This window comes from Streptomyces sp. NPDC051907 (assembly GCF_040681075.1).
Lineage (GTDB): Bacteria > Actinomycetota > Actinomycetes > Streptomycetales > Streptomycetaceae > Streptomyces.
The window spans coordinates 33,326-47,233 of the sequence record NZ_JBFAYB010000025.1; the positions used below are offsets into that span (position 1 = coordinate 33,326).

The following is a 13,908-nucleotide window of genomic DNA, read 5'->3' on the forward strand; positions in this document are numbered from 1 at the left end:
CCCTATCCTGCCGTCTGCGCCCGGGAGAGCGCGAGGGCCGTGGTGACCAGTCCGATATGGCTGAACGCCTGTGGGAAGTTGCCCAGCTGACGCTTGGCCGCCGAGTCGTACTCCTCGGCCAGCAGCCCCACGTCGTTGCGGAGCGCGAGCAGCCGCTCGAACAGCTCGGTCGCCTCCTTCACCCGTCCCGTCAGCCGCAGCGCGTCCACCATCCAGAACGAGCAGGCCAGGAACGCCCCCTCGCTCCCGGGCAGCCCGTCGACCACCGTGCCCTCGGTGCTGTAGCGGCGTACGAGACCCCCGTCCGTGCTCAGCTCCGCGCGCACCGCGTCCACCGTCCCGACCACCCGCGGGTCCTCGGGCGGCAGGAACCCGACCCGCGGGATCATCAGCACCGCCGCGTCCAGCTCCACCGAGCCGTACGACTGGGTGAAGGTGTTGCGCGCGGGGTCGTACCCCTTCTCGCAGACCTCCTCGTGGACCTCGTCCCGCATCCTGCGCCACCGGTCCGCGTCGCCGCGCAGCGAGGGATCCTGCTCCAGCGTGCGCACCGCACGGTCCGCCGCGACCCACGCCATCACCTTGGAGTGCACGAAGTGGCGGCGCGGACCCCGCACTTCCCACAGCCCCTCGTCCGGCTCGCGCCACTTGGACTCCAGGAAGCCGAGCAGGCTGAGCTGGAGGTTCCAGGCGTGCGTCTCCAGCTGCAGGCCGGTCTCCCGGGCCAGGCAGAGCGAGTCGATGACCTCTCCGTACACATCGAGCTGCAGCTGGCGCACCGCGGCGTTGCCGATGCGGACCGGCGCCGAGCGGCCGTATCCGGCCAGCCACGGCAGCTCCGTCTCCGGGAGCCGGCGCTCGCCCGCCAGCCCGTACATGATCTGGAGGTCGGCCGGGTCGCCGGCGACCGCGCGCAGCAGCCAGTCCCGCCACGCCCGCGCCTCGTCGAGATAGCCGGCGCTCAGCAGCGCGTCCAGGGTGAGCGTCGAGTCCCGCAGCCAGCAGAAGCGGTAGTCCCAGTTCCGTACGCCTCCGAGGTCCTCCGGCAGCGACGTCGTCGGGGCTGCGACGATCCCTCCGGTCGGGCCGTAGGTCAGCGCCTTGAGCGTGATCAGGGAGCGGACCACGGCCTCGCGGTAGGGGCCCGCGCTCACACAGCGCGCGGACCACTCGGACCAGTCCTCCAGCGAGTGCTCCAGCGCCTCGAACGGATCGAGCTGCTCCGGCCGCGGCTCGTGCGAGGGATGCCAGGTCAGCACGAACGCCGCCTTCTCGCCCTCGGAGACCGTGAACGACGACACGGTGCTCAGCTGCTGGCCCCAGGTCTTGACCTCGGGCTCGCTGCGCAGCCACACCGAGTCGGGTCCCGCGACCGCCACCCGGTGGCCGTCCGCGCGCCGCACCCACGGCACGACGGAGCCGTAGTCGAAGCGGATCCGCAGCACGGAGGCCATCTCGACGGCGCCGCTGACCCCTTCGACGATCCGTACGAGGTCGGGGGCCGTGTCGCGCTGCGGCATGAAGTCGATGATCTTCACCGTGCCCGTCCGGGTCTCCCAGACCGACTCGAGGACCAGCGACTCGCCGATGTACCTGCGGCTGGTGCAGGCGCCCGCGCCCTTGGGGGCGATCCGCCAGTGGCCGTTGTCCTCGTCGCCGATCAGTGCCGCGAAGCAGGCCGCGGAGTCGAAGCGGGGCAGGCACAGCCAGTCCACTGAGCCGTTCCTGCCGACCAGCGCGGCGGTCTGGAGATCGCCGATGAGGGCGTAGTCCTCGATACGTTGTGTCACGCAGTGGCGTGTTCCCGCCATGGGCCGCTGTTAAGCAGTAACGGTTCAGCGCCGCGGACCCGCCGCCGCGGCCTCCCGCCCGCTGTCACGCGGGCGCGGGCGCCGGCTCCGCGGCCTGCTGAGCTGCCGCGGCCTCGCGATCACGCTTCTCACGGCGTACGAGGACCACCCAGCCGACCGGCACGGCCGCGGTGAACAGCCACCACTGGACGGCGTACGCCATGTGCGCGCCGATCGAGTCGTGGTCGGGGTCCGGGATCTGCTCGGGGCTGTCGCCCCCCGGCTCAGGAGCGGTCTGCTCCACATAGCCGCCGAGCACCGTCCGGCCCAGCGCCTTCGCCTGCTGCTCGCTGCTGATCAGCATGATCTGCCGGGGCGGCAGACCGGCCAGGTCCTTGATGCCGCTGGCCTTCGTCGTCTCGTCGGCCTTGAGCCGGCCGACGACGGTCACCGTGCCCTTGGGGGCGGGCGGAACGGAGGGGAACGCCTTCTGGTCGGCGTCCGTCGGGATCCAGCCGCGGTTGACGAGCACCGCCCGGCCGTCGGCCAGGACCAGCGGGGTCAGCACATGGAAGCCGACCCGGTCGTCGGCGGAGGTGCGGCGGCGTACGACGACCTCGTGCGCCGTGTCGAACGTGCCGGTGGCGGTGACCTTGCGCCAGTAGTCGGCGCGGGGGACGGTGTGCCCGGGCGAGGTGAGCTCGGTCACCGGGCGGGGCTTCGCCTCCAGATTCCTTGCGATCAGGGAGTTCTGTGTGACCCGGTGCTCGTGGCGGTGGAACTGCCAGAAGCCCAGCTCGATCATCGTGGGGATGAGAACGAGGGCGATGAGGGTGAGGATCACCCACTGCCGGGACAACAGGAAGCGGTACACCCCATGACCGTACAACTCGGGTCATGGGGTGCGGGGAGTGGGGTCCGGGAGCCGGCCGGCCGCTGCGGACGGCCGGACCGAGCGCGGGGCCGCGGCCCGGTCACACCTTGTCGACGATGCCCGTCCTCCCCTCCGCGCGGGCGCAGTGCGCTCCGCAGAACCAGTGGCCCTCGACCTCGACGCCCTGGCCGATGATCTGGACCCGGCAGTGCTCACAGATGGGCGCCATGCGGTGGATGGCGCAGGAGAAGCAGTCGAAGACGTGCACCGCGCCCTGCGCGTGCACCTCGAAGGACATGCCGTAGTCGTTTCCGCAAACCTCGCAACGTGCCATGCGCCACAGGGTGAGACCGAGGGCGGCGCCGGTGCGAGCGAGCGGTGGGCGAGTCGCGCCGGGTTCACTCCGAAGAGGGTGCCGGGACCGCCGACGACGAACCCGTGCCCGTGCCTGTGCCCGACGAGCCCCTGCCCGAGGACGAGCCGGGGGCCGAGCCTCTGCCCGGGGACGACGCCGCGCCTGACGCCGAGGCCGCACCCGAACGCGAGCCCGGCCCCGACGGCGCCGGAGCCACGTCCCGCAGCAGCTGGGTGAACGCCGCCTCGTCCACGACCGGCGTGCCGTACGACTGCGCCTTGACGATCTTCGACGTCGCCGACTCCGGGTCGTTCGTCACCAGCAGGCTCGTCAGCCGCGAGACGCTGCTCGCCACATGCAGCCCCGCCTCGATCGACCGGTCCTCCAGCAGCTCGCGGTCGACCGAGGTGTCCCCGGAGAACGCCACCCGCATCCCCTGCACCAGCTGCCCGCCCACCTCGTACCGGCCCGGATTGGGGTAGGGGCACGCCGGCCGCTTGCGCGAGGGACGCCAGCTGCTCTGGCCGTACGGGCCCGACCCCTGCGAACTCTGGCCGTACGAAGGCTGGTAGCCGATTCGCGGGGTCGCCGGCGAGTTCGACCACTCCGTCAGAGGACGGCACTCCAGCAGCGGCAGCCGCACCCCGCCGCGGGCCGCCGCCCGCAGACTCGGCCGAAACGCCTCCGCCAGCACCCGCGCGTCGTCCAGCGCGTGGTGCGCGCGCTGCTGCACGACGCCGAAGTGCGCGGCGAGCGACTCCAGCTTGTGGTTGGGCAGCGGCAGCCGCAGCTCCTTGGAGAGCGCGATCGTGCACAGCCGCTGCCGGGTGGGCGCGGTCCGGTCCGCGCGTGCGTACTCCCTGGCGATCATCGACCAGTCGAAGATGGCGTTGTGCGCGACGAGCACCCGGCCGTCGAGCCGCTCGGACAGCTCGCCGGCGATCTCGCCGAACAGCGGCGCGCCTTCCAGCACATCGGTCGTCAGACCGTGGATCCAGACAGGGCCCGGATCCCGCTCCGGATTGACCAGGGTGTACCAGTGGTCCTCGACCTCGCCCCGGGCGTCGAGGCGGTACACGGCAGCGGAGACTATCCGGTCGTCGCGGGCGAGTCCGGTGGTCTCCACGTCGACGACCGCGTACCCCTCGGGGTACGCGGCCGGCCACGCTGTCGCTGCTGTCGAATGATCGTCGAGCATGGTCACAGAGAATACGGGCCGGGACTGACAGTCCCCTACTCGCCCAGGTCCGGGCTCGGCGCCGGGACCGCCTCCGGCGCGGGGTCCGTCTCCCGGTCCCTCTCCCGGTCTTTCTCCGGGCTGAGTTCCGGGCTGAGTTCTGGGCCGAGTTCCGCGACGAGGTCGCCCGCGGTGACCCGCTCGAACCCGGGCTGCCCGTCGACCGGTCCGGGGAAGAGCCGGTAGCTCGTCCCGGTCGCCCCCGCGCCCGCAGCCGAGCCGTGCACCTGCGCGAGCAGCACCCGCCTGCCCGCGGTGAGCCCGTCGAGCCCAGCCGAAGCGGCCTTCAGATCCGGGGCGTTGGGAGCGGTCAGCCGGGCCGCGAAGGAGAGCGGGTCCTCGTCGGGCCGCCGGTGGTAGGTCCACAGCTCGCCGTCCCGCCGCACCACGGTGACCTCGCGCGTGCGCGCGCACGCGTGCCAGACGGCGAGGTCCCACAGGGTCGTACGGCTGCCGGAGCGGAAGTACGCGGACAGGTCGCGGGCGATCCTGCCGAGGTCGCCGGTGTGCGAGCGGATGCTCTGGAAGCCCCCGGCGGGCGGCAGATGGAGGTCCGTCCAGAGCGCCTCGCGGGTGCGCAGGTCGACCAGCATCGGCACACAGACGAGTGACTCGCCCGCGAGGTCGAAGCGCTGGCGGACCGTGCGCGGATCGTACGAGGAGTCGCGCGGGCCGTCGGCGTGCAGCTCCATGAAGCCCGCGAAGGCGTCGAGGAGCTCGTCGAAGGCCACGTTGTTGAAGCTGAACACGATCGGCATCGCGTACACCGAGCCGCTCGCCGCGAGGGCGGGCAGGTCCAGATCGACGTACTCGGTCGCGCCGTGGGGCGCCGGCGCCGAGGTCAGGTCGCCGGAGTGGACGGCGGCCCGCTCGGCGTGAACCAGGCTGGTGTAGTCGCAGAGCCCGGTGAACCGCCACTCCGCGTCGAACAGCGCGACCGACAGATCGAGGTCGACCCGGCGGTCGGCCGGCTGCGTCCAGTGCAGGAACAGCCGCAGGACGTCGCCCTCGGGCAGCGGCTGGGTGCTGCCCCTCGGCACGGCGACCAGCGTCTTCGCCGAGGCGTGCTCGGCGAACGGGACGACGAGGTCCGCGAGCCCCGAGTCGATCACCGCGTGGTCGTACGGCTCGCGGTCGCCGAGCCGCCTGAGCGCCTCCGCCTCCAGAAGCGCGCACACCCGCCCGGTCAGCGCGCGCGGCAGCGGCGCCCGGACCTCGTCCGTCGCGAAGGCGCGGGTGACCTCCCCGCGCGGGAAGAACACCCGCCGCCCGCCCGGACGGCAGCGCACGCGCAGCGAGCCGAGCGCGGACAGCAGCGGGCCCACCCCCGCCCTGGGCAGGGCGTGCGCGAGGGCCTCGGCGAGCGGCTCGGGGACGCTCTCCTCGCCCTGCTCCTCGGTGCGCAGCCGCAGCACATGGTCGAGGCGGCGCAGCAGCTCGCCGGGGCGCTGCCCCAGCAGCCGCAGGGCAGTGGGCAGATCGCGCCCGGCGAGGGCGACCTCGACCCCGCTGTTCCAGGTGACGGCCCGCAGCCGGCCGCCCTCGGCCCGCACCCACCTCGGGTGCCTGGCGGCGAGGTCCAGCAGCTCGGGGAAGGCCGCGGTGTCGGTCTCGCGGAGCACGGCGAAGGCGATCGCGGTCTTGGGATGCCGGGCGTACTGCTCGTACGGATGGAGGCTCTCGGCGGCGCGCTTCCAGACGCTCGGGTGCCGGCGGAGGTCCTCGATGAGCGAGGCCAGGTGCAGCCCGTCGAGCACGGCGAGGAGTTCGCGGCGCAGCGAGCGCGAGAGGCTGCGAAAGCGCGGCGGCTTCAGGAGGGCCGGGGCGCCGCCGGAGTGCACGGCGAGCAGCCGCAGGACATCGGTGGCGGTGGTGAGCCGCTCGCGCAGCAGCGGGCGCACGGCGGCCGCGGTGCGCGGGTCGCGGAGCAGGCTCCCGAGGACGAGCGCCTTGGTCTCCCGCACGGGAATGTCGTCCGGCAGCCAGCCGAGGCCGGCCGGCGCGACGGAGAGCAGTACGGACAGGTCGCCCTGGTCCTGTGGGGAGAGCGGCGTCTGGCGCGCCATCAGCAGGGCTGCCGCGGCCGCCGCTTCGGCGGCCGGATCGGCGCCGAGGGAGAGCAGCCGCAGCGTGCGGGCGGGGGCGCTGTTCCCGCGAGGGGCCCGGGCGGGCGGGACGGGCCGCAGGAACGGGTCGTCGCGGTCGATCCTGCGGTGGCAGATCGGGCAGCCCGAGTAGTCCGAGCCGTCCCAGCAGCCGCGGCACACCAGGTGCGCGCAGGGGGACACCGGATGGACGCTGCCGACCTCGCCGCACAGCACGCAGGGCTGCTCCGGGAGCTGGAGGAGCAGCGCGAACATCCGGTCCACGAAGAGCCGGCAGGCGTCGGCCGGGACGGTGAGCGGGAAGCGCTGGAAGAGCGGGGTGTGGGTCCTGTTGGAGCCGAGGAGGTCGTCGATCTGGGCGAGCACCTGCCTGCCCTCGCGGGCGAGGTCGATGTGGTCCAGGGCGGCGAAGGCGGCGTGCAGCGGCGCGGTCAACGCGTAGCCGCGGTCGAGGAACTCGCCTTCCAGCACCGCCAGGCGGGGTGCGGTGCGCGGGTCCTTGACGGGCGCCGGGAGGTGGTCGAGATGGACAGTCTGGGTGCGTCGGAGCAGCACGGACTGAAGTGTGGGCAATGTGGCCTCTCCGCGAGTGAACAGCGAGGCGGGGGCGGAGAGGGGGCACGCTACGGCCGTCGGAGGATGAGAAGGAAGCGCGCGGCGGAGCCGCCCCCGCTGCCGCTGATCCTAGGCAGGGGCGGTGCGGCGCCGCCATCGATTAATTCCCGTTCTCCTCGCGTGGCTCACCGGAGCCGAGCAGAGCGCTCGCCAGGGCTCGCACCGATGCCGTGAACAGCTTCTCGGGGTCGGGGGGCCGGGCCAGCGCCCGCGCCAGCGCCGGGTCGTGCTCGGCCGTCGTGGGGGACCACAGGTCGCCCACGCCCGGCGACTGCACGGGGGCGCGCTCGCGGTTGCGCTCGACCAGCAGGAAGCCGACGACCTGGAACTGGACGGCGCGCACCGCCTGCGCCGCCCGCGCGCCGCGCAGGCCCGCCGCGTGCACCTCGTGGACCAGGGCCTGCTGGGCGGGGAGGAACATCCGGTCGGTGAGGCCGCGTTCGTGGACCAGCGCGATGAGATGGGGGCGGGCCCGCAGCTCGCGGCGGAGCGCGCGGGCGACGGAGACGACGCGGTCGACGGGAGTGCGGCCGCGGGGCGCGATGGCGCCCATCTCCTGGACCGTGCGCTCCACCAGCGCGTCCAGCAGCGACTCGCGGTTGCCCACATGCCAGTAGATCGAGGTGACCGCGGTGCCGAGCTCGGCGGCGAGCTTGCGCATGGTGAGGGCGTCCGGGCCGTGCTGCCTGACGAGGTCCGCGGCGGCGCGAAGGACCTCTTCGCGGGTCAGGGCGGTGCGTGGCATCGGGCCCCATTTCTTCTGCGTGCACGGCTCTTTACCCTTCATCGGCGGCGGTGTAACTGTGTTACAGGCCAGACGGGTACGACCGGCGAAAGGTGGTACGACATGGCACGCGTACGGTACGGCGCACGCACCGAGGCCGAGATCACGGCGGCGGGCGCCTCCGGCTCCCAGCTCCCCGACATCTGGTCCACGGGCGTGGTCGCCGTGTGGGAGAGCGACCCGGACGCGGTGGCGGCCGTGCTCCCGCCGCCGCTGGGGCCCGGCGAGCGGCCGCTGGTGCGGGCCGGCATCAGCAGGGTCGACCTGGCCGGCTATCCCCTGGGCGCTGGCTCGGTCGCGGTCTCGGCGGTCCACGACGGGGTCGCCGGCTGGTATCCGCTCGTGATGCCGATGACCCATGAACGCGCCCTGACCGGCGGCCGCGAGGTCTTCGGCGAGCCCAAGAAGCTCGGCGAGGTGAGCGTCGAGCGGGACGGCCTGGTGGTGAAGGCGTTCCTCGCGCGGCACGGCATCGCCTTCGTGGAGGTGCGCGGAGCGGTCGCCGGACCGCTGCCGCTGCCCGAGCCCGCCGAGAAGACCGACTTCTACTTCAAGTTCCTGCCCGCCGTGGACGGCCAGGGCTTCGACGCCGACCCCGTCCTCGTCCACTGCGTGCGCAAGGAGAAGGTCCGCAGACTGGAGAAGGTCACCGGCGACGTGGTGCTGCGCGAGTCGATGTACGACCCGGTCGCCGACCTCCCCGTACGCCGCCTCGTCGAGATCACCGTCGGCGAGAAGACCACGGACCAGAAGGGCCGGGTCGTGGAGCGGGTGAGCGCGCAGGCCCTCCTCCCCTACATCCACCAGCGCTACGACGATCCGCGGCAGATCCTCAACGGTCCGCCGGAGGGGAGCGTCTGATGGAGCTGCGGCAGGGGCAGACGGCCGTCGTCACCGGCGCCGCGAGCGGCATCGGACTCGCCATGGCGCGGCGTTTCGCCCAGGAGGGGCTGAGGGTCGTCCTCGCCGACGTCGAGGAGGGTGCCCTGGAGAAGGCGGCGGCCGGGCTGCGCGAACAGGGCGCCGCCGTCCTCGCGCGCACCGTCGACGTCGGCGAACGGGACTCCGTGCAGGCCCTGGCGGACGCCGCGTACGAGCGGTTCGGCGCCGTGCACGTGCTGTGCAACAACGCGGGCGTCGGCTCCGGCGCCGAGGGCCGGATGTGGGAGCACGAGCCCAACGACTGGAAGTGGGCCTTCGCGGTCAACGTGTGGGGCGTCTTCCACGGGATCCAGGCCTTCGTCCCGCGCATGATCGCGGGCGGCGAGCCGGGCCATGTCGTCAACACCTCGTCCGGCGACGGCGGCATCGCCCCGCTGCCGACCGCCTCCGTGTACGCGGTCACCAAGGCGGCCGTCGTGACGATGACCGAGTCGCTGTACGCGCATCTCAAAGCGGAGCACGCGCGCGTGGGCGCCTCGGTCCTCTTCCCCGGGCCGCACATGCTGCGCACCGGGCTGTGGGAGTCGCACCGCAACCGCCCCTCGCGCTATGCGAAGGAGCGGCCGCGCAAGACCCCGTACCGCAGCCTCGGCCAGTGGGAGACGGCGATGCGCGACGCCGGGCGCGAGGTGGTCTTCACACCGGTCGAGGAGGTCGCCGAGCACGTCGTGGACGGGATCCGCGCCGACCGGTTCTGGATGCTCCCGGCGAGCGAGCGCAGCGACGAGCAGATCAGGGCCAGGTCGCAGTCGATGCTCGACCGGGCCGACCCGTCGTACCTGGAAAGCTTCATTCTCGACGAGCAAGGGTGAGGTGGGCACGTTGAGCGCTCCGAACGACCCGTATCTGATCGTCTCCTCCGACTGCCACGCCGGGCTGCCCACCGAGCGGTACCGGCCCTATCTCGACGCCCGCTTCCACCGGGACTTCGACGACTTCCTCGCCGGGCGCGACCGCCGCCGCGAGGAGATGACGCGGCTGGGCGTGCGCACCGAGGCGTTCGCGGCCAAGTGGTTCAGCGACAACGAGGAGGGCCTGCGCGGCGGCTGGGACGCCGCCCAGCGGCTCAAGGAGCTCGACGGCGACGGCGTGGCCGCCGAGGTCGTCTTCCCCGACGCGGACGCCGTCGACAGCCGGACCGCGGCGCCCTTCGGCGTCGGCCTCGGACTCTGCGGCGACCAGGACCCCGAGCTCGGCATGGCGGGCGCGCAGGCGCACAACCGCTGGCTGGCCGAGTTCGTGGGCGGGGACGCCGAGAACGCGGCACGGCACTGCGGAGTGGCCCTGCTGCCCATCACGGGCGAGGTAGACCGAGTGGTCGCCGAGATCCACCGGGCGAAGGAGTCCGGCCTGGGCGCCCTGATGATCCCCTCCATGTGGGTGGACAAGGCCCCCTACCACGATCGCCGCTACGACCCCGTCTGGGCGGCGGCGGCCGAGACCGGGATGCCGATGGTCACCCACTCGGGCGCCGCGCCGCGCCACGAGTACGGCGACCATCTGGGCATCTACGTCTCCGAGGTCACCTGGTGGCCGGCCCGCCCGCTGTGGTTCCTGCTCTGGTCCGGGGTGTTCGAGCGCCACCCCGGGCTGCGGTTCGGGGTGGCCGAGTCGGGCTGCTGGTGGCTGCCGAACCTGCTCTGGTTCATGGACCGGCTCTACCTCGGAGCGCACGGCGGGAAGAAGCTGTCGCCGTTCGCCGAGCTGAAGCGGCCGCCCAGCGAGTACCTGGACCGCCAGATCTTCGTCTGCGCCACCAACACCAAGCGGCGCGAGCTCGCCCAGCGGTACGAGATCGGCGTCGACAACATCCTGTGGGGCAGCGACTTCCCGCACCCGGAGGGCACCTGGCCCGACACGCGCGGATGGCTGAAGCGGACCTTCCATGACATCCCGGTCGCCGAGACCCGCCGCATGCTGGGCCTCGCGGCCGCGGAGGTCTTCGGCTTCGACACGGCCAGGCTCGCCCCGATCGCCCGCCGCATCGGCCCCACCCCCGCCGAGCTGGGCCAGCCCGAGGACCAGCGGGCCGTCGAGGACTCCTGGGCGCGGTCCCGCGAGGTGGGCCGCCACTGGCTCACCGACCACGACTTCCCGGTGATGGGAGCACGCTGATGGACCGGTACACCGTCATCTCCGCCGACTGCCACGCCGGCGCCGACCTCCTCGACTACCGGCCGTACCTGGAGAAGAAGCACCACGCCGAGTTCGACGCCTGGGCTGCCGCCTACGTCAACCCCTTCGAGGACCTGCTGGCCGACACCGCCGACCGCAACTGGAACTCCGACCGGCGCCTGGCCGAGCTGGAGGCCGACGGCATCGTCGCCGAGGTCGTCTTCCCCAACACCATCCCGCCGTTCTTCCCCAGCGCGTCGCTGATGGCCCCCGCGCCGACCCGGGAGGACTACGAGCGGCGCTGGGCCGGGCTGCGCGCCCACAACCGCTGGCTCGCCGACTTCTGCGCCGCAGCGCCGGGCCGCCGCGCCGGCGTCGCGCAGATCCTGCTCAACGACGTCGACGACGCGGTCGAGGAGATCCACTGGATCAAGGAGGCCGGGCTCACCGGCGGGATCACCCTGCCCGGCACGCCGCCGGGCTCCGGCCTTCCCGAGCTGCACGCGCAGCGGTACGACCCGATCTGGGCGGCCTGCGCGGAGCTCGGGCTGCCGGTCAACCACCACGGCGGCTCCGGCTCCCCTCCGCTGGGCGACGAGCCGGCCGCCCGGGCCGTCTTCATGGTGGAGGCCACCTGGTTCTCGCACCGGGCGCTATGGCACCTCATCTTCGGCGGCGCCTTCCGCCGTCATCCGGACCTCAAACTCGTTCTCACCGAGCAGGGCTCCGGCTGGATCCCCGGCGTGCTCGACATGCTGGACTACTACCACGGGCGGCTGGTCGCCTCCGCCTCCCGGGCGGCCACGGCCGAGTCCAAGTTCGGCGCGGGCCTGGCCGCGTCCATGGGCAAGGGGCCGAGCGAGGTCTGGCGGGAGAACTGCTTCGTCGGCGCGAGCTTCATGCGCCCGCACGAGGTGCCGCTGCGCGACCGGATCGGCCTCGACAAGATCATGTGGGGCAGCGACTACCCGCACGACGAGGGCACCGCTCCCTACTCCCGCGAAGGCCTGCGCATCGCCTACGCGGGGCTGCCGCGCGAGGAGGTGGCCGCCATGGTCGGCGGCAACGCGGCGCGCGTGTACGGCTTCGACCTCGCCGCCCTCGACGCCGTCGCCGCACGGGTGGGGCCGGCGGTGTCGGAGATCGCCGAGCCGCTGAAGGAGGTACCCGCGGACGCGACCAGCCCCGCGTTCGCACCGGGCGGGTCGGTCCGCGTGTGGTGAACGGGGGAGTGAGACCCTCGCCGGATGAGTGAAGCGCCCCACGGCGAGGCCCCGGGCGAGGCCCACGACCAGGGCCCCGGCCAGGCCCATGACGAGGCCCACGGCGAGGCGTTGGGCGCCCGTCTCAACTGGCTCAGGGCCGCGGTGCTGGGCGCCAACGACGGCGTCGTGTCCACCGCGGGCCTCGTCGTCGGCGTCGCCGGGGCGACCGACTCGCGCGCCGCCCTGCTCACCGCGGGCCTCGCGGGCCTGCTGGCGGGCTCGATGTCGATGGCGGCGGGCGAGTACGTCTCCGTCTCCACCCAGCGCGACTCCGAGAAGGCGGCGCTCGCGATGGAGAGGCGCGAGCTGCGCGAGCAGCCCGAGGAGGAGCTGGCGGAGCTGACCGCCCTGCTGGCGGAGCGCGGCCTGTCCGAGGAGGTGGCCCGCGAGGCCGCGGTCCAGCTCACCGAGCGCGACGCCCTGCGCGCCCACGCGCGCGTGGAGCTCGGCATCGACCCGGACGCGCTGGCCAACCCCTGGCACGCGGCGGGAGCGAGCTTCCTCGCCTTCACGGCCGGCGCGCTGCTCCCGCTCCTCGCGATCGTGCTCCCGCCGGCGTCCTGGCGGCTGTACGTCACCGTGCTCTCGGTCCTCGGGGCGCTCGCCCTCGCCGGCTGGGCGAGCGCCCGGCTGGGGCGGGCCGCGGTGAGACCGGCGGTGCTCCGCAACGTGGGCGGGGGAGCGCTGGCGATGGCCGTGACCTACGCGGCCGGGTCGCTTCTGGGAGCCGCGGGAGTGTGAGGCCGGGGGCCGCGGGCCGGGGCGGTTGGCGGAAGTCGCCAAAAGCAGCTGACAACCTGTCTCGCATACTTGTGGGTAACACCGTCTAGCCGCGCCCTCGCGCCGCGTCTACGGTGCTCGCATGCCGAATCTGCCCGATGTCGTGCTGTGGTCCATCCCCGCCTTCGTGCTGCTCACCGTCCTCGAGATGGTCGGCTACCGGCTCCACCCCGACGAGGACGCCGCCGGATACGAGGGCAAGGACGCCGCGACCAGCGTCGGCATGGGACTCGGCAGCCTCTTCTTCGACGCGCTGTGGAAGATCCCCGTCGTCGCGATCTACACCGCGGTCTACGAGCTCACCCCCGCCCGCGTCCCCGTCCTGTGGTGGACCGTCCCGCTGATGCTGCTCGCGCAGGACTTCTTCTACTACTGGTCCCACCGCGGCCACCACGTCGTGCGGATCCTGTGGGCCTGCCATGTGGTGCACCACTCCAGCAGGAAGTTCAACCTCTCCACCGCGCTGCGCCAGCCCTGGACCAGCCTGACCAGCTGGCCCTTCTATCTGCCGCTCATCGCCTGCGGTGTGCACCCGGCCGCGCTCGCCTTCTGCTCGTCCGCCAACCTCGTGTACCAGTTCGGCGTGCACACCGAGCGGATCGGCAAGCTGCCGCGGCCCGTCGAGTACGTACTGAACACGCCCTCCCACCACCGGGTGCACCACGCCTCCCAGGGCGGCTATCTGGACCGCAACTTCGGCGGGATCCTGATCGTCTGGGACCGGCTCTTCGGGTCCTTCGCGCTCGAGACCGAGCGGCCCGTCTACGGGCTCACCAAGAACATCGACACCTTCAACCCGCTGCGGGTCGCCACCCACGAGTACGCGGCCATCGCCAGGGACGTCCGCGCGGCGGCCACTTGGCGCGAGCGGGCCGGACGGATCTTCCACGGGCCCGGCTGGCAGCCGGCGGGCGCGGCGACCCCGGCGGGCACGGCCCCGGCCCCCGACTCGGCGCCGGCAGGGCCGCCGCTTGCCGGGGCTGCCCTGCCCACGGCTCAGGCGAGGCGGTCTGCGGCGTAGGCGTCGACGGCGTCGCGCTGGAACG

Annotated in this window: 12 protein-coding genes; 6 read left to right on the forward strand and 6 right to left on the reverse strand. The window is 73.0% G+C overall.

Annotation, left to right across the window (positions count from 1 at the left end; genetic code table 11):
- Window positions 1-2: 2 nt before the first annotated feature.
- The 6 genes from AB0M39_RS16170 to AB0M39_RS16195 all read right to left on the reverse strand — a co-directional run bounded on the left by AB0M39_RS16170 (window position 3) and on the right by AB0M39_RS16195 (window position 7,721).
- Window positions 3-1,790 carry a glycoside hydrolase family 15 protein gene (locus AB0M39_RS16170; RefSeq protein ID WP_365364597.1) on the reverse strand — a complete coding sequence of 596 codons (1,788 nt, stop codon included), beginning with the start codon at window positions 1,788-1,790 and terminating at the stop codon, window positions 3-5.
- 85 nt (window positions 1,791-1,875) lie between these two features.
- Window positions 1,876-2,664 (reverse strand): SURF1 family protein, encoded by a 789-nt coding sequence (locus tag AB0M39_RS16175; protein ID WP_365364599.1) that lies wholly within the window; start codon window positions 2,662-2,664, stop codon window positions 1,876-1,878.
- A gap of 100 nt (window positions 2,665-2,764) precedes the next feature.
- A complete protein-coding gene (locus AB0M39_RS16180; protein WP_365364601.1) occupies window positions 2,765-2,998 on the reverse strand; it encodes a hypothetical protein in 234 nt (77 codons plus the stop codon).
- A gap of 64 nt (window positions 2,999-3,062) precedes the next feature.
- Window positions 3,063-4,217 carry a DEDDh family exonuclease gene (locus tag AB0M39_RS16185; RefSeq protein WP_365364603.1) on the reverse strand — a complete coding sequence of 385 codons (1,155 nt, stop codon included), beginning with the start codon at window positions 4,215-4,217 and terminating at the stop codon, window positions 3,063-3,065.
- A 35-nt stretch (window positions 4,218-4,252) separates the two neighbouring features.
- Window positions 4,253-6,916, reverse strand: coding sequence for an MXAN_6230/SCO0854 family RING domain-containing protein (locus AB0M39_RS16190; RefSeq protein ID WP_365364605.1), 2,664 nt, complete (start codon window positions 6,914-6,916; stop codon window positions 4,253-4,255).
- Between the two features lie 160 nt (window positions 6,917-7,076).
- A complete protein-coding gene (locus AB0M39_RS16195) occupies window positions 7,077-7,721 on the reverse strand; it encodes a TetR family transcriptional regulator (protein WP_365364607.1) in 645 nt (214 codons plus the stop codon).
- 102 nt (window positions 7,722-7,823) lie between these two features.
- On the opposite strand from AB0M39_RS16195, the gene AB0M39_RS16200 reads away from it, so the two are divergent.
- The 6 genes from AB0M39_RS16200 to AB0M39_RS16225 all read left to right on the forward strand — a co-directional run bounded on the left by AB0M39_RS16200 (window position 7,824) and on the right by AB0M39_RS16225 (window position 13,883).
- Window positions 7,824-8,621: an acetoacetate decarboxylase family protein gene (locus AB0M39_RS16200; protein ID WP_365364609.1), complete on the forward strand. Its 798-nt coding sequence runs from the start codon at window positions 7,824-7,826 to the stop codon at window positions 8,619-8,621.
- Window positions 8,621-9,514 (forward strand): SDR family NAD(P)-dependent oxidoreductase, encoded by an 894-nt coding sequence (locus tag AB0M39_RS16205; RefSeq protein WP_365364611.1) that lies wholly within the window; start codon window positions 8,621-8,623, stop codon window positions 9,512-9,514. The genes AB0M39_RS16200 and AB0M39_RS16205 overlap by 1 nt, the downstream gene beginning before the upstream one ends.
- A gap of 10 nt (window positions 9,515-9,524) precedes the next feature.
- Complete coding sequence (locus AB0M39_RS16210; RefSeq protein ID WP_365364613.1) at window positions 9,525-10,817, forward strand: amidohydrolase family protein; 1,293 nt, start codon at window positions 9,525-9,527, stop codon at window positions 10,815-10,817.
- On the forward strand, window positions 10,817-12,040 hold the full coding sequence (locus tag AB0M39_RS16215; protein ID WP_365364615.1) for an amidohydrolase family protein: 1,224 nt from the start codon (window positions 10,817-10,819) through the stop codon (window positions 12,038-12,040). Before AB0M39_RS16210 ends, AB0M39_RS16215 begins: the two co-directional genes overlap by 1 nt.
- Before the next feature lie 24 nt (window positions 12,041-12,064).
- Window positions 12,065-12,823 carry a VIT family protein gene (locus AB0M39_RS16220; RefSeq protein ID WP_365364617.1) on the forward strand — a complete coding sequence of 253 codons (759 nt, stop codon included), beginning with the start codon at window positions 12,065-12,067 and terminating at the stop codon, window positions 12,821-12,823.
- A 121-nt stretch (window positions 12,824-12,944) separates the two neighbouring features.
- The gene (locus AB0M39_RS16225; protein ID WP_365364619.1) at window positions 12,945-13,883 is read left to right on the forward strand and encodes a sterol desaturase family protein; all 939 of its coding nucleotides are present in this window, start codon (window positions 12,945-12,947) and stop codon (window positions 13,881-13,883) included.
- The last annotated feature ends 25 nt before the right edge of the window (window positions 13,884-13,908 follow it).

Bases quoted from the DNA above. Each gene is read 5' to 3' on its own strand.
- AB0M39_RS16180 (WP_365364601.1), bottom strand. From the start codon at position 2,998: ATGGCACGTTGCGAGGTTTGCGGAAACGACTACGGCATGTCCTTCGAG.
- AB0M39_RS16205 (WP_365364611.1), top strand. From the start codon at position 8,621: ATGGAGCTGCGGCAGGGGCAGACGGCCGTCGTCACCGGCGCCGCGAGC.
- AB0M39_RS16200 (WP_365364609.1), top strand. From the start codon at position 7,824: ATGGCACGCGTACGGTACGGCGCACGCACCGAGGCCGAGATCACGGCG.
- AB0M39_RS16185 (WP_365364603.1), bottom strand. From the start codon at position 4,217: ATGCTCGACGATCATTCGACAGCAGCGACAGCGTGGCCGGCCGCGTAC.
- AB0M39_RS16220 (WP_365364617.1), top strand. From the start codon at position 12,065: ATGAGTGAAGCGCCCCACGGCGAGGCCCCGGGCGAGGCCCACGACCAG.
- AB0M39_RS16215 (WP_365364615.1), top strand. From the start codon at position 10,817: ATGGACCGGTACACCGTCATCTCCGCCGACTGCCACGCCGGCGCCGAC.
- AB0M39_RS16225 (WP_365364619.1), top strand. From the start codon at position 12,945: ATGCCGAATCTGCCCGATGTCGTGCTGTGGTCCATCCCCGCCTTCGTG.
- AB0M39_RS16195 (WP_365364607.1), bottom strand. From the start codon at position 7,721: ATGCCACGCACCGCCCTGACCCGCGAAGAGGTCCTTCGCGCCGCCGCG.